This window comes from Stenotrophomonas sp. PA-6-5C, assembly GCF_021605635.1.
GTDB classification, from domain to species: domain Bacteria; phylum Pseudomonadota; class Gammaproteobacteria; order Xanthomonadales; family Xanthomonadaceae; genus Stenotrophomonas; species Stenotrophomonas lactitubi.
In genome coordinates this window covers 20,827-38,275 of the sequence record NZ_WKEE01000042.1, presented here as the reverse complement: position 1 = coordinate 38,275, position 17,449 = coordinate 20,827, and the positions used below count along the sequence as shown (strand labels likewise).

The 17,449-nt window shown below is 66.3% G+C and carries 16 protein-coding genes; 9 read left to right on the top strand and 7 right to left on the bottom strand.

Translation table 11 applies throughout. From position 1 onward, the window contains the following. Positions 1–11: 11 nt before the first annotated feature. The gene (locus tag GIW57_RS17070; protein WP_230112957.1) at positions 12–986 is read left to right on the top strand and encodes an ABC transporter substrate-binding protein; all 975 of its coding nucleotides are present in this window, start codon (positions 12–14) and stop codon (positions 984–986) included. Between the two features lie 136 nt (positions 987–1,122). Here GIW57_RS17070 and GIW57_RS23805 read toward each other — a convergent pair whose 3' ends face one another. The 3 genes from GIW57_RS23805 to GIW57_RS17055 all read right to left on the bottom strand — a co-directional run bounded on the left by GIW57_RS23805 (position 1,123) and on the right by GIW57_RS17055 (position 5,644). Next, on the bottom strand, positions 1,123–1,494 hold the full coding sequence (locus GIW57_RS23805; protein ID WP_236512067.1) for an Imm1 family immunity protein: 372 nt from the start codon (positions 1,492–1,494) through the stop codon (positions 1,123–1,125). A 22-nt stretch (positions 1,495–1,516) separates the two neighbouring features. Beyond that, positions 1,517–4,633 carry a discoidin domain-containing protein gene (locus GIW57_RS17060; RefSeq protein ID WP_236512065.1) on the bottom strand — a complete coding sequence of 1,039 codons (3,117 nt, stop codon included), beginning with the start codon at positions 4,631–4,633 and terminating at the stop codon, positions 1,517–1,519. A 114-nt stretch (positions 4,634–4,747) separates the two neighbouring features. Next, positions 4,748–5,644, bottom strand: coding sequence for a LysR family transcriptional regulator (locus GIW57_RS17055; protein ID WP_236512063.1), 897 nt, complete (start codon positions 5,642–5,644; stop codon positions 4,748–4,750). An 84-nt stretch (positions 5,645–5,728) separates the two neighbouring features. On the opposite strand from GIW57_RS17055, the gene GIW57_RS17050 reads away from it, so the two are divergent. Both GIW57_RS17050 and GIW57_RS17045 read left to right on the top strand, forming a co-directional pair. Further along, positions 5,729–6,508: an NAD(P)H-dependent oxidoreductase gene (locus tag GIW57_RS17050; RefSeq protein ID WP_236512062.1), complete on the top strand. Its 780-nt coding sequence runs from the start codon at positions 5,729–5,731 to the stop codon at positions 6,506–6,508. Positions 6,509–6,618: 110 nt separating this feature from the next. Continuing rightward, the gene (locus GIW57_RS17045) at positions 6,619–7,119 is read left to right on the top strand and encodes a DNA-binding protein (RefSeq protein WP_100465149.1); all 501 of its coding nucleotides are present in this window, start codon (positions 6,619–6,621) and stop codon (positions 7,117–7,119) included. A 21-nt stretch (positions 7,120–7,140) separates the two neighbouring features. On the opposite strand, the gene GIW57_RS17040 is transcribed toward GIW57_RS17045, so the two are convergent. Further along, complete coding sequence (locus tag GIW57_RS17040; RefSeq protein ID WP_108266033.1) at positions 7,141–8,217, bottom strand: MBL fold metallo-hydrolase; 1,077 nt, start codon at positions 8,215–8,217, stop codon at positions 7,141–7,143. Between the two features lie 103 nt (positions 8,218–8,320). On the opposite strand from GIW57_RS17040, the gene GIW57_RS17035 reads away from it, so the two are divergent. Beyond that, the gene (locus GIW57_RS17035) at positions 8,321–8,932 is read left to right on the top strand and encodes a TetR/AcrR family transcriptional regulator (protein WP_099821306.1); all 612 of its coding nucleotides are present in this window, start codon (positions 8,321–8,323) and stop codon (positions 8,930–8,932) included. Positions 8,933–8,948: 16 nt separating this feature from the next. Here GIW57_RS17035 and GIW57_RS17030 read toward each other — a convergent pair whose 3' ends face one another. After that, entirely contained in the window at positions 8,949–9,581 is a 633-nt protein-coding gene (locus GIW57_RS17030; RefSeq protein ID WP_236512059.1) for a TetR family transcriptional regulator, read from the bottom strand. A 103-nt stretch (positions 9,582–9,684) separates the two neighbouring features. On the opposite strand from GIW57_RS17030, the gene GIW57_RS17025 reads away from it, so the two are divergent. Further along, positions 9,685–10,344 (top strand): O-methyltransferase, encoded by a 660-nt coding sequence (locus GIW57_RS17025; protein WP_236512057.1) that lies wholly within the window; start codon positions 9,685–9,687, stop codon positions 10,342–10,344. A 7-nt stretch (positions 10,345–10,351) separates the two neighbouring features. Here the strand turns inward: GIW57_RS17025 and GIW57_RS17020 are convergent, their stop codons facing one another. Together GIW57_RS17020 and GIW57_RS17015 are read right to left on the bottom strand one after the other, a co-directional pair. Beyond that, on the bottom strand, positions 10,352–12,292 hold the full coding sequence (locus GIW57_RS17020) for an EAL domain-containing protein (protein WP_236512056.1): 1,941 nt from the start codon (positions 12,290–12,292) through the stop codon (positions 10,352–10,354). A 99-nt stretch (positions 12,293–12,391) separates the two neighbouring features. Beyond that, positions 12,392–13,108 (bottom strand): SDR family oxidoreductase, encoded by a 717-nt coding sequence (locus GIW57_RS17015; protein WP_236512054.1) that lies wholly within the window; start codon positions 13,106–13,108, stop codon positions 12,392–12,394. A 71-nt stretch (positions 13,109–13,179) separates the two neighbouring features. Between GIW57_RS17015 and GIW57_RS17010 the strand changes: the two genes are divergently transcribed. The 4 genes from GIW57_RS17010 to GIW57_RS16995 all read left to right on the top strand — a co-directional run bounded on the left by GIW57_RS17010 (position 13,180) and on the right by GIW57_RS16995 (position 16,859). Further along, a complete protein-coding gene (locus GIW57_RS17010) occupies positions 13,180–13,983 on the top strand; it encodes an APH(3')-II family aminoglycoside O-phosphotransferase (protein WP_100465153.1) in 804 nt (267 codons plus the stop codon). Positions 13,984–14,130: 147 nt separating this feature from the next. Beyond that, positions 14,131–14,721 carry a TetR/AcrR family transcriptional regulator gene (locus tag GIW57_RS17005; RefSeq protein WP_100465154.1) on the top strand — a complete coding sequence of 197 codons (591 nt, stop codon included), beginning with the start codon at positions 14,131–14,133 and terminating at the stop codon, positions 14,719–14,721. After that, positions 14,718–15,752, top strand: a complete 1,035-nt coding sequence (locus tag GIW57_RS17000; RefSeq protein WP_100465155.1) for a DUF418 domain-containing protein — start codon at positions 14,718–14,720, stop codon at positions 15,750–15,752. Before GIW57_RS17005 ends, GIW57_RS17000 begins: the two co-directional genes overlap by 4 nt. Before the next feature lie 99 nt (positions 15,753–15,851). Next, positions 15,852–16,859: an aminoglycoside phosphotransferase family protein gene (locus GIW57_RS16995; protein ID WP_236512052.1), complete on the top strand. Its 1,008-nt coding sequence runs from the start codon at positions 15,852–15,854 to the stop codon at positions 16,857–16,859. Positions 16,860–17,449: the final 590 nt, after the last annotated feature.

Sequence of the window (17,449 nt, the reverse complement as noted above, 5' to 3'; positions counted from 1 at the left end):
CGAGAAACCCCATGAGCCCAGCATCGCAGCGACGTCCCGCACGCAGCATCCTGTTGATCGTCGGTGTGCTGGTCATCGGCATCGCCGGCATCGTCTACTCACGCGTACGCCAGGGCCCCGATGGCGTGCCTGTTGCGGCGACATCACTTGCAGCCAGCAACGCGGAGATACTGAAGGGCACGCCCGATCCGAAGGCGCAGGCGCTGATTCCGGCCGGCTACCGTTTCGTCACCCCGGGTGCCTTCACCATCGCCACCCATCCGGGCCAGCTGCCGTTGGCCGACTACGGTGCCGACAGCAAGGAAGTGGTGGGCGTGGAGCCCGATATCGCACGATTGATCGCCGATGGCCTCGGCCTGAAGCTGGTGGTGGTGCCGGTGGCCTGGGCCGACTGGCCGCTGGGGCTGGAATCGGGCAAGTACGATGCGGTGCTGTCGAACGTGACGGTCACTGAAGAGCGCAAGAAGAAGTTCGATTTCTCCAGCTACCGTTTCGACCTGCTGGGCATCTATACCCGCACCGATGGGCCGATCCAGAAGATCGCCACGCCCGCCGACGTGGCCGGGTTGAAAGTGGTGGTGGGCGCCAGCACCAACCAGGACCAGATCCTGCGTCAATGGGACAAGCAGAACATCGCCGCAGGCCTGAAACCGGTGGAATACCAGTACTTCGATGACGCGGTGATCGGGCGGCTGGCGGTGATCACCGGGCGCGCTGATGTGTCGTTCGAGCCGAATGCCACCGGCGCCTATTCGGCACGTGATGGCAAGGTGCGCCGGGTCGGCCTGTTCCCGGGCGGTTGGCCGGACGCGGCGGCGATCTCGGTGACCACACGCAAGGGCAGCGGCTTGGCCGATGCGGTGACCCAGGCACTGAACACGCAGATCGGCAGCGGTACCTATGCGAAGGTGCTGGCACGCTGGAACGTGGCCGAAGAAGCGGTGCCGCAATCGCAGACCAATCCGCCGGGGCTGCCGGGGTTCTAGCGATGCCGTCTGGTAGGCGTCGAGCTTGCTCGACGGACGGCGTGCCGACCAAGGTCGGCCTCTACCGGGGGGGCGTGCCGACCAAGGTCGGCTTCTACCGGGGCAGCGTGCCGACCAAGGTCGACCTCTACCGGGGTCAGGACTGCCAATCGACGTGTTCCGGGCGGGCGCCTGCATTGCCGTGAAAGAACCTGATCGCAGCGAAGCACGCCTCGAGGTCGATGCACCATGCCAGCGGATAGCCATCCACCTGGCCGTTGTCGAGCCGGAAATAGGCGTTGCCGGCGCGGTGTTCGTTTCCGCAGGAATGGAAGCCGCCGTCGCCCGGCTCGTGCAGGTACATCAGCCACGCGTGCTCGGCATTGCGCAGCATGCACAGCGTTGGCCCATCGGGCACCGATGCCCACAGCTCGAACTGGGGCATCGATGCGGCCAGCGCCAGTGTGCTGGCCAGCTGTTCGTCGGTAGTGGCGGCAACCGGGCCGCCATTGAGTAGAAGTTCGATCACTTCGGTTCCTGCGGGGGCGTCATTACCAGCGTGCCTCAAGCATACGGAACGGGCCATCGAGCAGCACCCCATCCTTGTCGAAGTTCTGTACCGATCGCCCGTCGACACGTACGTCCTTCGGCAGGGTGCGGCTCGGCCACCACACACGTACCGGCGTGCCCTTGCGCAGTCCCTTGCCGAGCGAGACCTGCAGCGTTCCATCGCGTTGGTGCGCCTGCATCTGCAGGGTTCCATAGGCAGTGGGCAGGCGGTCGACGGCCAGGCCGTCACCGGCCACCCAGGAAGGCGGCGTACCCGGCAGCAGCGACAGCGCATCATCGTCCTCGCGCATCAGCATGCCGAACAGGGTGCGGCCGTATTCGGCGCCGATCCAGGTGTGCGGCATGTCGCCCAGGTAGCGCGGGAAGCGCAGCCGCGAATGCACGACCTCGGCCAGCACCTGCCATTCCAGCGGCCGGCGATCGTGCAGCAGGCCCTGCAGCAACTCATCGGCCGCTTCAGGCTGGCCCAGATGCACGTAGCTCAGCACGTTGCGGATTTCATACGGCGTGTAGGCATACAGCGCACCGGGCTGGTTGCGCTTGCGCACATCGTCCAGGTAACGGGCGAAGGTGGTGCGCAGGGCCTCGGCAGGCAGCACGCTTTGTGCGCCGGCCGGGTCCAGTGCGATCGACACACCGGTCGGGTCGCCGTCGCCGAGGTCGGCCGATGACGGAATGAAATCGATGCCCTTCCATGCCATCGTCGCGCGGATCGAGGCATGCAGGGCGTCATACAACGCCTTGTACTGTTCGCGCGCCCACTTCGCGGTTTCGTGGTCGCCGAGTGATTCGGCAAGCCACGCGCCGTCATGCCAGCCCTTCAGGCCCCAGTAGTCGTCCCAGTAGCTGTGGGTGGGCGAGGGGTAGCCCTCGTGGCTGATCGATGGCGCCAGAATGCCGGCGAAGCGCTCCGGTGCGGGCTGGTCGGCCATGTAGCCCGGCACCAGCGTGCGTTCGCGCAGTTCCTGCAGGAAGCGCAGCGCGGCCTTCACCTTGGGCAGATAGGCACGCACGCTTTCCGGCCCGCCATCCAGCCGTGCAACGTCGGCCACCAGGGTGACGTACTGGCCTTGGCTGTCGTACTCGATGTCCGAGCCGAAGCCGGTATTGACGCTGCCATCGTCGTTGAGGATGGGCGACACCAGGCCGTTGCCGTGCACGCCATGCTGGCTGTACCAGGCCAGGTAGTCGCGCGCGACCTTGGCTTCGCCCATGCGCAGCAGCACGGCCGAGGTGGCCATGCCGTCGCGGATGAAGGAGCGGTTGTAGTTGCGTGGGCCGGGCTGCATCGCCGGGCCGGTCTGGTTGATCAGCATGTACGCGGCCTGCGCGCGCAACATGTCCACCAGCGACGGGTCGGGCAGGCGCAGGCCTACCTGGCCCAGGCGTGCCTGCCAGTCGGCGGAGGCGCGGCTGGCCAGCGTGTCGAAGGCCTTGTCACCATCGCGCGGCAACGATGCGAGGTCGAGGGCCGGTGCTTGCGGCAGCACGCCATTGGCATCGGCGGTGGCGGTGCCGAGCGGGAACGCCAACACCACCGCATCGCTGGCACCGGGTGCCAGGCTGACGTGATAGCTCAACGCCGCCGCTGCCAAGCCTGCGGCATCGCTTGTCTGTTGCGCGGCAGGCAGTTGCCCGCTGGCGATGGCCGACGTGATCTCGGTGTCGCCTTCGTTGCCGAAGGGCGCGGTGCCGGCAGCATCCACCGCAGTGAGTGACTGCAGCAGCGTGCGGCCATTGACGCGCACGGCGTTGCCTGCAACGGCCACTTCACGGATCGGCGACAGCCCGCCGTTCTGCCACGGCGGGTTCATCTGCATCGGTCGCACCGCAAGGGTCAGCGTGCCTTCGATCGCCGTGCTGCCGGTGTTGCGCAGGCGATGGCGCACGAAGGTGACCGGTTGCCCATCGCGCTCGATGGCGAGGGCCTCGCTGCGCAGTTCCAGCCCCGGTTGCGGTGACCAGGTGGCCGATGGCATCGGTTTCCAGCCATCGCGAAGGGCGTGCTGCACGGGGTGTTCGGCGGCACCCGCCGCGCGGCCATCGGCACTGCGCCAGATCGGCTGCACCAGCGGTGCGCCCTTGTAGGCCTCGATGTTGCCGTATTCGTCGAAGATCGATTTCTGCCGGCCCGCGTGCACACCCACTGCGGTCCAGTAGGTCTGCTGCATGTGCAGCGAGGCGGGGAACAACGCGCGCTGCGCGCCGCTGGCGGCGATCTGGTAGCGCTTCATCGGCGTCATCACCGCCTTCGGGCCGAGCAGGCGGAGGCGCTTGATCTGCGGTGCATCGCCTTCCACGGTCAGACGCAGTGCCTGCAGGTCGAGCGGTGCATCGGCCGCCAGCCAGCTCTGCTGCCGGCTCGCTGCCTGCGCATCGCGCGCAAGTTCGTGCCAGCGGCCTTGCGCGTCCTGTGCCTGCAGGCGTGCAGCGCCGTGCACGTTGGCCCAGTCCACCGCCAGGCCGGTGCTGGGCTGCGCACGGGGCAGGGTGATGTCGAGCGTATGCTCGCCGGCTTTGCCCGTGGGGATGGCCACCGAGCCGCCGCCCTGCCACAGCGCAGCGGACTGGGTGGCATCCAGACCGGTCACCCGTGCAGCAAGTGCAGCGTCGAGCGGCTCCATCTCGAAGATGGATACGCCCCAGTCGGAGGTGCGCTGCGGGCTGGCCAGGCGCAGATAGCGAGCCTGGCGCGGCGCGAAATACAGGGTCTCGATGCCGCCCAGCGAGTCGGCCATGACATAGGCCGTCTGCCACTGCTTGCCGTCGAGCGAGGTCTGCAGCGAATAGCCTTCGGGGTTGGAAACGTCCCAGGTGAGGCGGGTACCGGCCAGCATTGCCGGTTTGCCGAGATCGATCTGGAACCAGTGGCCGGGACTGAACGCGCCACCAGTCACCGTCTTCGGATCGTCGTCGATCAGGTGGCTGATCGCCATCGCCGGAACCTGCTGCGATGACGCGCTGGCCTGCCATTGCGCACGTGGTGGCCGGTTCTGGGCGCCGGCGGTGGACGCCAGTCCGAGGGCCAGCAGCAGGGCCAGGGCAAGGCGCCGGTTCGGCGGGCAGGGAGCGGTCCAGCGGTCAGCGCACAACGTCATTGCGAAGGCCTCACAGCAGCAGGGCCCGGGAACGGGCGGGCCTACGCTAGCAAGGGATGTAACCGGTTACATGACGCGTCGCAATATTTCCCGGACCCGCGCCAGCCCGACGTTTCATGAATGCGCACAGATCCGCTCGCGCAACCAGCGATGCGCCGGATCGCGATGCACGCGCTCATGCCAGAGCATCACCATCTCGAACCCCGGCACATCGAGGGGTGCTTCGACGGCCTTCAAGGCCGGGTCCTGCGCGACCAGGCGCGACGGCATCATCGCCACCAGATCCGTGCGCAGCAGCACGCTGCGCAGGAACAGGAAGTGCGGCACCGACAGCACCACGTTGCGACGCGCGCCGGCATGCGCCAACGCGCTGTCGGTGCCGCCATGGAAGCCGCCGCCATCCGGTGACACGATCACATGGTCCAGCGCGCAGAACTGCTTCAGCGTCGGCCGCCGCTTGAGTCGTGGATGATCGCGGCGCCCGGCCAGTACGTAGCGCTCCTGGAACAGCGGGCGATGATGCAGGGACGGAGGCGCGTCGGAGGTGATGTGGAGCGCGAGATCGATCTCGCCGCGTTCGCTCTGCGCCACCATCTGCGCCGGCGCCAGGCTGACGACCGCAATGCGGGTGCCGGGTGCACGTTGGCGCAGGTCGGCCAACGCAGGCAGAACGATGGTGGTTTCGCCGAAGTCCGACGCCATGATCCGCCAGGTCTGCGTGGCCTGGGCAGGATCGAACGCCTGTACCGGCGCGACCGCGCGCTGCAGTGCGGCCAGTGCCTCGGCCAGCGGCTCTCGCAGTGCATCGGCCCGCGCGGTGGCACGCATGCCGCGTGGCCCAGGCAGCAGCAGTGGATCATCGAACAGGTCGCGCAGGCGCGCCAGCTGCACGCTGACAGTGGGCTGGGCCAGATGCAGCCGCTCGGCCGCACGGGTGACGTTCTGCTCTTCCAGCAAGGCCTGCAGGGTCACCAGCAGGTTGAGGTCGATACGACGCAGGGTATTGTCCATGGCAATGCCGGGGATTGCACGAATTCATTTCAACTATAGCGCGGCGGCGCCTAACGTGGCCGGCATCTCCTCCCTGGTGCAACCATGAACGTTCTGCTTGTCTACGCCCATCCCGAACCGACCTCGCTCAACGGGACCCTGAAGACCTTCACGGTCGAGCGCCTGCAACGCGCCGGCCACACTGTGCAGGTGTCCGATCTGCACGCCATGCAATGGAAGGCGCAGATCGATGCCGGTGATCACGTCGGGCGGGACCCTTCGGTTCCTTTCCACGCGTCACTGGATTCGCGCGAAGCGTTCACCGCCGGCCGCCAGAGTGCCGACATCGCCGCCGAGCAGGAAAAACTGCGCTGGGCTGACGCGGTTATCCTGCAGTTTCCGCTGTGGTGGTTCTCGATGCCGGCCATCCTCAAGGGCTGGGTGGACCGCGTGTACGCCTATGGTTTTGCGTATGGCGTTGGCGAACATTCCGATCGGCACTGGGGCGACCGCTATGGCGAGGGCGCGATGGCCGGCAAGCGCGCGATGCTGGTGGTGACCACCGGCGGCTGGGAGTCGCATTACGGTCCGCGCGGTATCAATGGGCCGATCGACGATGTGCTGTTCCCGATCCAGCACGGCATCCTGTTCTATCCCGGCTTTGACGTGCTGCCCGCGCATGTGATCTACCGCAGCAGTCGTATCGATGAGGCGTCGCTGCCTGCCGTGCTGGAGGGGTTGGGCGCGCGGCTGGATGGGCTGGCGAGCGATCCGGTGATTGCCTACCGGCGGCAGAACGGCGGTGATTACCTCATCCCATCGCTGGAGCTGCGGACGGAGTTGGCTGAGGGTGAGGCAGGGTTGCGAGTTCACCTCGAACCGTGAGTGGCGCATTCGCCTCTGGAAACGCGACGGAGATTCTGTAGGTTCGGCAGACGGGCAGTGACTGCTGCAACCGCTATTAGTGAACTCAGGGAGACGCAGGTCCATTGAAGATGGAATTCAACTTCACCCTCAGATACCACTTGCCTGATACCTCGATTGATCAAGGTGCCCTCGAGCGGCGCCTGCTCGATGCTGGATGTGGAGATGCATTGCTGGGCATAGGGAGCGCGGCAAGGCTGGCGCTGGAATTCTGTCGTGAAGCGAGCAGTGCCGCCGAGGCGATTCACTCCGCGCTGGCAGATGTGCGACGTGCCGTACCCGATGCAGAGCTGATCGAAGTCAGTCCCGATCTGGTAGGGCTGACGGATGTCGCTGATCTGCTGGGCATGTCACGTCAGAACATGCGCAAGTTGCTGCTCGCGCACCCGCAGACGTTTCCGGCACCGGTGCACGAGGGCAGCGCGTCGATCTGGCACCTGGCCGATATTCTTTCGTGGATGCAGGCGCGCGGGAGCCAGAAGGTCAGCAGCGAGCTGGCGGAGCTCGCTGCTGCGGCGCTTCAGATCAATGTGGCGAAGGAGCAGGAACGACTGCTTCAGCATCCCGGCTGAGGGTCGCTGCGCGACTGGCCGTTACAGTTCCACCCGCTCCCACCAGCGCGTTCCCGCGGTCGGTGCCTGCATGTCCAATGCCTCGCCCATCATCGGCGTGGCTACCGGCACGTTCTTTGCCGCAGCCAATGCACTGATGCGTTCGAACGGCTGCTGCCATTCGTGCAGGGCCAGGTCAAAGGTGCCGTTGTGGATCGGCAGCAGCCACTTGCCGCGCAGGTCCAGGTGCGCCTGCAGGGTCTGTTCGGGCTGCATGTGCACGAACGCCCAGCGCTGATCGTAGGCGCCGGTTTCGATCATCGTCAGGTCGAACGGACCGTACTTCTCGCCGATGGCCTTGAAGCCATCGAAGTAGCCAGTGTCGCCGCTGAAGAAGATGCGGAAGTCGCCGTCCTGGATCACCCACGAGGCCCACAGGCTGCGATCGCTGTCACCCAGGCCGCGGCCGGAGAAATGCTGGCCGGGCGTGGCGGTCAGGCGCAGGCCGGCGGCTTCGGTGGACTGCCACCAGTCCAGCTGTTCGACCTTGGCCGCATCCACGCCCCAGGCAATCAGCTGGTCGCCCACACCCAGCGGCGCGATGAAGCGCGCGGTCTTGCCGGCCAGCTTCATCACGGCCGCGTGGTCGAGGTGGTCGTAGTGATTGTGCGAGAGGATGACGCCGGCAATCGGCGGCAGTTCGTCGATGCTGATCGGCGGTGCATGGAAGCGCGCCGGGCCCATCCATTGCACCGGTGATGCGCGTTCGGAGAACACCGGATCGGTCAGCCAGTACTGGCCGCGCAGCTTCAGCAGGATGGTCGAATGGCCGAGCCGGAACAGGCTGCGGTCAGGCGCTGCGTCCAGCGTGGCGCGGTCCAGCGTCTGCACCGGAATGGGGTGGTTGGGCACGGTGCCCTTGGGCTTGTTGAACAGAAAGGTCCACCAGATCTCCAGGCCATCGCGCAGGCCCATCGCCGGCTTCGGCAGGGCATTGCGGAACTTGCCTTCGCGGTACTGCGGCGAATCGGGGAAGTCGGGGAGGGACCAGGATTTGCAGAAGGTATAGGCGGTCACGGCGAGGATTCCGAGCAGGAGGACAAGGAGCAGGCGCTTCATGGGTGACGTCCGCAGGGTACACTGCACAGTGTAGTTTCCGATTTCCGGAAAGTACACTGGCGGGTGTAAAATAGGGGAATCCGTTCAGCTGTCTGGTCCCGCCATGTCCCGTGCCCCGCAACGCCTTACCGACCGCAAACGCGAGGCCATCGTCCGCGCGGCGGTGGAGGAGTTCCGTTCGGCCGGCTACGAGGCGACCAGCATGGATCGCATCGCGGCGGTGGCGGGTGTCTCCAAGCGGACCGTCTACAACCACTTCCCGAGCAAGGAAGAACTGTTCGCGCTGATCCTGGAAGAGCTGTGGCACAGCAGCGTGGCCAGCGTCGAGTTGCCTTACCGCGCCGACCAGCCGCTGGAGGTGCAGCTGCTGCAGCTGCTGCGGCAGAAACTGGACCTGCTGGGTGATGCCAACTTCATCGATCTGGCGCGGGTGGCGATGGCCGAGATCATCCATTCGCCCGAGCGTGCGCAGGCGATCGTCTGCCGCATGGGCGAGAAGGAGAGTGGCGTCAGCGCGTGGATCCGTGCGGCGATTGCCGATGGGCGGCTGCGCGAGGTCGATCCGGAATTCGCCGGCCATCAGCTGCAGGGCCTGGTGAAGAGCTTCGCGTTCTGGCCGCAGGTGACGATGGGCCAGGCGCCGCTGGCACCAGCCGAACGTACGCGCGTGGCCGAGTCGGCGGTGGCCATGTTCCTCGGCTTCTACGCGGTGTAGAGCTCGGCCTGCGCGATCAGTGCGCGCCCAGATGCCTGAGGTAAGCGCAGAACATGTCGGCCACCGCATCGGCATAAGTGCGCATCTGCGCTGCGGTGCGCGGTTCACTGGAGAATTCGCGGCCGGTGGCACCCAGCGTGGTGTCGATCAGATCAACCGCCAGCTGGCGCGTGGCCGCCGAGGCCTGCGGCAGCACCTCGGCCATGAACGCGAGCATCGCATCGTCGGCCTCGCTGCGCGCTTCCTGCACTTCCGGCGCATCGCGGTACAGCGGCGCTGCATCGTTCAGCGCGCCGCGGGTCTGCGCTTCCTCGCATTCGGATTCGATGAACGCATGCACCAGCGTGCGCAGGCGCTGCAGGTGCGGTTGCCGCGCGTCCTGCAGGGTGTCGCGCAGCATCGCGCCGGTCTGCTGCCACTCGTCGCGTTGCAGGCGGAACAGGATCGCCGCCTTGTTGGGGAAGTACTGGTACAGCGAGCCGACGCTGACACCGGCGCGTTCGGCCACCCGCGCGGTGGTGAACCGAGGGGCACCTTCGTGCTTCAAAACCTGAGCAGCGGCTTCGAGGATGGCCGCGACCAGGTCATTCGAACGTGACTGGCGAGGCTGTTTTCTCGAGGAAATCTGCGGCGGACGACGTTCGGACATGGGGCTTTTCCAATGCGAATAGGCGGAACGGGGGATCGTCCGTATTCTTGATTGCGACGAATCATTCGCATTTTAAGCCCCTCACCGAAAGGAACACCCATCCATGTCCACCTTGATTTCCGCCCCGGTCGCGCCCCTGCTGGCGCGCCTGTTCAACGAAGCCGACAGTGCGCTCAGCCCGGCTTTGACCGCCGTTTCCGCCGAAGAGCGGCAGCGACTGCTCGGCAGCCGCACCGAATACCGGCGCCTGTACGGCGAACTGCTGAAGGACCTGTGGCTGCCGGTGTCGCCGGAAACCGGCCGCCTGCTGTACCTGCTGGCCCGCAGCAGCGGTGCCCGTACCGTCGTCGAGTTCGGTACCTCGTTCGGCATCTCCAGCATCCATCTGGCTGCCGCGTTGCGTGACAACGGAGGCGGCCGCCTGATCACCACCGAATTCGAGCCGGAGAAGGCGCGCCGTGCCGCCGGCCACCTGCGTGAAGCGGGTCTGGACGACCTGGTGGAGATCCGCGTGGGAGACGCATTGGAGACGCTGGCGGTGGACCTGCCCGATACCATCGACCTGGTCCTGCTCGATGGTGCCAAGGTGCTGTACGACGATGTGCTGGACCTGCTGCAGGAGCGCCTGCGTCCGGGCGCGCTGGTGGTGGCCGACAATGCCGACGACAGCCCGCGCTACCAGCAGCGCATGCGCTCGGGCAATGCCGGCTATCTGTCGGTACCGTTCGCGGAGGATGTTGAACTGTCGATGCGCCTCGCCTGAAAGACGCTCATGCCAGCTGCCGGAACTGTTCCGGCGGCAGGGCGTGTGCATACAGATAGCCTTGGCCGACGTCCACTCCCAGCGCATGCAGCATCTGTTCCTGTGCCGTGGTTTCGGTGCCCTCGGCGACCACGATGGCACCGCAGCGGTGCGCCACCTCCACGATGAAGCGGACGATGGACTGCGACTTGGCATCGGCCAGCGTGGCGATCAGTGCCCGCTCGATCTTGACCTCGGCCACCGACAGCTGTGACAGCAGGATCAGGGTCGAGTAGCCGGCGCCGAAGTCGTCCAGTGACAGGCTCATGCCAGCGGCCAGCAGAACGACGACGTTGGCGTCGACGACGTCGCGCTCGACGATTTCAGTCCACTCGACGATCTCCAGCCGCAACATCGCGCCGGGTATGCGTTGCTGCTCCAGCAAGGTGCACAGGCGCGCGCCGAAGCCGGGTTGGCGCAGCGATTCGGCAGACACGTTCACCGCGATCGTCAGCGTGTGCCCGTCATCCCTGCAATGACCAAGGAAGGCGGCGGCCGCCTGCAGCGTGGCCCATTCCAGTTCGGCCAGGCGGCCGCGGCGGCGCAGCAGCGAAACCACCCGCATCGGCGCAATCAGGTGACCGTCGCCATCGCGCATCCGCAACAGCGCTTCGGCGCCGACAAGGTGGCGGTCATGCAGGCGGAACTTGGGCTGGTAGTACAGCGGCGCATCGGCGTGCCGCAGCCAGTGGTCCAGCGCGGTCTCGATCAATGCATCCACTTCACTGTCGCGCTGGATGGGATCGTCGAAGAACACCACGCCGGAGTCGATCGTGTTCAAGGCCAGGGTGACGGCGCGGAACGGGATGGAGTTGTCGTCCTGCGTGGGGGGCGTCAGCTCCACCACTGCGCAGCGGAACACCGGGCGGAAGCCCGGCCAGTCATCGCCGATCACCGTGGACAACCGGTCGGCCAACGCAGGCAGTTCGGTATCCGCGCGGAGATCGGCAAGGCTTGCGTCCAGCAGCAGGATTGCCAGCGCGTTGTCTCCGAACTGATAGACCTCCATCGTGCCGGTCGGCCTCGCATGCAGCAGGGTGCGGCGCACGGCTTCGGCGGTGTGCGGGTTCCACAGGCCGCTGTCATTCAGCGGACCATAGCGCAGCAGCAGATCCTGCAGGTTGCCCATCTCGGTCACGATCAGGCACGCGTTGCCGCGATCTTCGCTGTTGCGCCAGTGGCGTTGCAGACGCTCGTCGAGGGCGCGCAGGTTGGGTAGACCACTGATCGGATCGATGCGCATCCAGGCATGTTCGCGTTGGCGCTGGGCATCGATCTGCGCGTCGTTGTAGACCAGTGCGAATACCGCCGCCAGCACCAGCAGTGACACCGGCAGAGCAAGCAGCCGCTGGGTGGCCAGTTCCAGCAGGGGCAGCTGCGCGCTGCCGATGATCGCCACGCCCAGCGCGAGGCCAAGCAGGGTCACCGCGATGCGTACCCCCCAGGCCTGCAGGATCAACCGCAGCGAGAGGTGGGTGAGCATGCGCGGGTACATCCGCCCACGCAACCAGATGCCTGCGAGCACCTGCAGCGCCGCTTCCAGGCTGGCCGGCAGGAAGTACTGGGTGCCGGAGAACTGATAGCGCGCCAGCAGGCTGGCCAGCAGGCAGGTGACGCCGCCGCGCCAGCCGCCCAGCAGGCCGCTGATCAGCAGGATGTCGATGCCGAGGTTGAGCTTGACCACGCCTTGCGCGTAGCCGGCCACGAACCAGGAGTTGAACAGGTAAATCAGGCCGAGAATCGCGCCGATGTAGACGCGGCGCCCTTCGATGGCTTGACCTTGGCGGCGGGTGGCGATCAGGAACACGCCGATCATGCCGATCACTGCGGTGGCCTGCAGCAGGTACAGCGGCAGGCTGGGCAGGGCGCTGTCCAGGATCCGGGTCGAAACCCTTGATAGCGCGTCCATAGCCATAGCCGGTCCTGTGTGCGGCCAACTGCCAGTAGCCGCAGGGTAAACCACGGCCGCGGGTGCGGCCAAACCGGGGTTGCCAGCGGGTGCTGAGCGTCAGTAGCGCGGATCGGCGATCGCAGGCAGCACCAGCTCACGGACGAAACTGGAGGGCGACAGCTGCAGCAGGGCGCGCACCATCGACACCACGTCGTGCACCGGCACGTACTCGCCATTACCGCGTGCGGTCGCCTGCTGCAGCGGCACCGACAGTGCATCGTCGGTATTGAGGTAGCCCAGCTGCAGCGTCGTCACGGCCAGCCGCTGCTGGCGGTAGCCTTCGCGCAGGGCATCGGCGATGCCGTTGAGGGCAAACTTGGACGCGCCAAAGGCCACCTCAGGGCGGCCACTGCGCGGCAGCGCCGAGGTCGAGCCGGTCAACACCAGCTGCGGGCGGCGTCCGCCGAGCACGCGCGGCAGCAGCTGCTTGAGCAGCAGCAGGGTGGCGGTGATGTTGACGTCCACCAGCTGCGCCAGTGCGCTGTCACTTTCGTTGAGGAAATCGTAGTCGTCACTGAATGCGGTCTCCTCCCAGATGCCGAGATTGTGGATGAGCACATCGAGATCCGGCGGCGCCTGCGCTGCGATGCTGGCGGCCGCCCGTGCCGGCTGGCTCAGGTCTGCTTCTATCCAATGCAGGTCGACGCCCTCGCCGCAGTCCAGCTGCGTGGGGCGTGTACGCGACACGCCGATGACGGTATCGCCGGGCTGGCAGAGGCCTTCCACGAAGGCGCGGCCGAGGCCTTTGCTGGCGCCGATGACCATGAGTTTCATGCGGTGTCCTTTGCTGTGAAGTGTCCGCTTCGGAGAGAATCCAGGCTGTGACCGGGGCCGGAGCGTTGGAGATGGAAGCAGGATCGAGCGATGGCGGTGTCATGCCCTTGCCGTCGCAGTGGTGCAGCGCACTGCGCGATGCGGAGATCGAGATGCAGAGCATCGGCGTGTCGCGCGCTGATGTAGCGCGGGTGCGACGCCCGGGGTTGCCGGATGCGTTCCTGAAATCGGAAGTGATCGATGCCTTCAGCGAGCTGGATGGCGAGATCCTTCGTCTGCGCTGGCTGCGGGCACAGGGACAGCCGGCGCCCAAGGTGCTGGATACGGCGGAGGAGGGTGGTCGGCGCTGGCTGCTGATGAGCGCGTTGCCCGGCCATGACCTAGCATCGTCGCCGGCGCTGCAGCCCACCCAGGTGGTCGTGCTGCTGGCCGACGCGCTGCGCGATCTGCATGCGCTGCCAGTCGCCGCTTGCCCGTTCGATCATCGCCTCGCTTCGCGCCTGCCAGCGGTAGCCGCGCGCGTTGCCGCGGGGCAGATCGATGCGGATGATTTCGACGATGAGCGTCTGGGCAAGAGCGCGGAACAGGTCTATGCCGAACTGCTGGCAACCCGTCCGGCGGATGAGGATCTGGTGGTAGCGCACGGCGATGCGTGCCTGCCGAATCTGATCGCGGTCGACGGGCGCTTCAGTGGTTTCATCGATTGCGGCCGGCTGGGCGTGGCTGATCGTTGCCAGGACCTGGCGTTGGCCGCGCGCAGCCTGGTGCACAACTACGGCGACACCCGCTGGGTCGCACCACTGCTGGCCCGCTATGGCATGCGTGCCGATGAAGATCGACTGGCGTTCTACCGCCTGTTGGACGAATTCTTCTAGGAGCATGCGCAGTCCGCTGGTGTTGCATGGCGCGTCAGGATCGGCCCTCAACAGCGGTTGAGGTCAAGTGCAGCGGCCTGAACGGCGACTGGCCGATAGCCTCGGCCGATCTTTTAAAAGGACGAACGTTCGTTCATTGTTTGCCGCATGAACCGTACCGACCGCAACGAACAGCGTGCCTCGCAGATCCTGCAGGCTGCCCTGCAGTGTTTTCTGGCCAAGGGCTTCCATCAGACCAGCATGCGCGACATCGCGCAGGCGGCCGGCGTCAGCCTGGGCAATCTCTACAACCACTTTCCCGGCAAGGAGGCGCTGATCCTGGCCACGGCCGAAGCCGAACAGGATGAGCTGCAGCCCCTGTTGCAACGCTTGACGGACTGCCGTGGCGAACGTGCGCAGGTGCAGGTGTTCCTGCAGGATTTTCATGCCCTGTGCCGGCAGCCGGAATGGGCGCTGCTGAGTGTGGAAGTGCTGGCCGAGAGCACGCGCAATCCGGCGGTGGCGGCGGCATTTGCGGGCAACCGCGCGCAGTTGCAGCGCGGTCTGGCCGAGGCCCTGCAGGAGGTTGCGCGGCGTGAGCGCCGGCGCCCCGCGCTGTCGGCGACGCTGCAGTCGCAGGTGCTGCTGGATGCGATCGAAAGCGATGCGTTGCGGCAGGGGCTGGGCGAGGCGCGCGAGGCGGATGCCGACGTGCTTGATCCCGGCCTGCTGGCAGCGCTGCTTGGAGGCCGTTCGTGAGCAGCGACGATCGACGGTTGCATGGGCTGGACCTCGCGCGCTATCTCGCGCTGGCCGGCATGGTGCTGGTCAACTTCCGTCTGGCGATGGCCGTCGAGGCCGACGGTGGCGGGCTGCTTGCTGGATTTTTCCATCTGCTGGAAGGCAAAGCCTCGGCAACCTTCGTGACGCTGGCCGGGGTGGGGTTGGTGCTGGCCACGCAGCGGCAAGCGTGGTGGCAGGCGAGCATGCAGACCTGGCGACGGGCCGTGTTCCTGGCCGTACTCGGCCTGCTCAACCTGAGCGTGTTTCCCGCCGACATCCTGCACTACTACGCGGTGTACTTCGCGGTGGCGGTGCTGTGGCTGCGCGCCTCGCCTCGTGTTCTGCTGGGCAGCATGGCGGCCGTGGCGATGCTCTCGTTCTGGGCCCTGCTGCGCTGGGACTACAGCCAGGGCTGGAACTGGCAGACGCTGGCCTACGAAGGTCTGTGGCAATGGCCGGGTGCGATGCGCAACCTGCTGTTCAACGGTTTCCATCCCGTGTTGCCGTGGCTGTGCTTCTTCCTGCTGGGCATGCTGCTGGCGCGGCTGCCGCTGTCGCAGCCACGGGTGCAGCGTGCCCTGCTGTTGCTCGGCCTGTTGTTGATGGGCGCCGGCCAGGCGTTGCAGCAGTGGGGCCACGGCACGGCGTGGCAGTTGTGGCTGGCGACGCAGCCGATGCCGCCCGGTCCGGCGTATCTGCTGACCGGCGCAGGCGCGGCGTGTGCACTGATCGCCGCGTGCCTGTGGCTGGTGCGGCTGCATCCCGGTGATTGGCTGGAGCCGTTCACCGCGGCCGGACGGATGACGCTGAGCCTGTACGTGGCGCACATCCTGGTTGGCATGGGCGTGCTGGAATCGCTCGGTCTGCTTGATGGAAGCGCCAGCCTGTCGTGGGTGTTGATGGCCGCGTTGCTGTTCGTGATGCTGGCTACCGCAGCAGCCTGGTTGTGGTCGTGGCAGTTCGCACGCGGCCCGCTGGAGGCGGTCATGCGACGCGTTGCCGGCTAGTTCTTTTGTCGCAGGACACCGATGTTGTGACCCGTTAGCCTGTGCGGATGCAGGGTCATCTGCGATAGTAGGTGTCGTCACCAAAGCACGCCTGCATCCATGTCCTTCGCTTCGGCGCAGCAGATCGTTGAAGTCCTGCAGCAGTCCTACGACATCAACGCGACGGCGGTGGTGCCGCGTCCGGTGGGTGCCGACGCCAACGCATGCGTCTTCCGCATCGATGCCCGCCACGACCACTGGTGGTTGAAGTGCCGCAACTATCAGGTTGCGCCAGCGGTCTGGGACAGCCTGCATTGGCTGCGTGGCACGTTGGGCATTGAAGAGATCGTTGCGCCGTGGCCGGCATTGACCGGTGGTGCATCGGTGCAGCGTTGGGGCCTGCAGTTCACGTTGTTCCCCTATATCGAAGGGCAATCGGGCTTCGAGGCACCGCTGAGCCGCGCGCAATGGCGCAGGCTGGGCGAGGTGCTGCGGCGCCTGCATGAGGCCGGGATTCCGCCAGCGCTGCGCCAGGCATTGCCGACGCTGCGGCTTGAAACCGCGGCGGTCGATACGGTGGGTGCGTGGTTGCAGGAGCCCGCAACGCTGGCGCAGGCGCAGGATCGATCCGGCAGTGCATTCCTGGCGTTGTGGCAGCAACAGCGGCCGCGCATCGCAGAACTTCACCAGCGTGCCGAAGCACTGCGTCGTGCGTTGCGGGACGAAGCCCCCGCACTGTGCCTGTGCCACACCGATCTGCACGCCGGCAACCTGCTGATGGGGCAGGACGACGCGCTGCACCTGATCGACTGGGACGGCCTGGCGCTGGCCCCGCGCGAGCGCGACCTGATGTTTGTCGGCGCTGCGGTGGGGGGCCGTTGGGGGCGTGAGCATCCGCTGGGCTTCGCCGAGGGGTATGGCAGCGACCTCGGTGATCCGCGCTGGATTGCGTGGTACCGGCACTGGCGCATCCTGCAGGACCTGATCGAGTTCGAGCAGATGCTGTTGGGCCCTGGCGCGGCGCAACGTTCGCTGCAGCAGCACCGGCAGTCACTGCATTACCTGGGCGAGCAGTTCGCGCCGGGCAATGTATTCGATGCGGCCGAGCGCGCGTATCGGGTGCTGTAGGGGTTGCGGCCGGGCTGCGCCCGGCACCCGCAGAGGCCGGAGCAACGGCAACAGCAACAGCGGGCATTCCGTGGGATGGCGGGGTGGTGTCGGATTGCGGGGACGCCGTAAATACGTCCCTGTAGGCTTGGCAGCCGCATCCATGCGGCTGACACCCCGCAATCCGACACCACCCCACCTCTGACAGATCTCCGCGATCGGGTAGATCCACGCCATGCGTGGATGAATCTCCATCGAAATCGAACATTTCGACAATTGATTGAAGAGCATCCACGCATGGCGTGGATCTACGTGTCGACCAAGGTCGACACCCACCAAGAGCAAGTCATGCCATCCCAACAGATTGCGGAGATCTGTCGAAGGCGGGGTGGGTCCGGTTGCGGGGGTGTCCGCGGCATGGGCCCGAGGCATGCCTCGGGCGGGTTGGGCAGGATGCCCAACCCCGGTCTTGCCGTGTGCGCAGGACAGCGCACACGAGCAAGCCGCGGCCAAGCCTACAGGGACGTATTTACGGCGTCCCCGCAATCCGACACCACCCCGCCATCCCACGGAATGCCCGCTGTTGCTGTTGCCGTTGCTCCGGCCTCTGC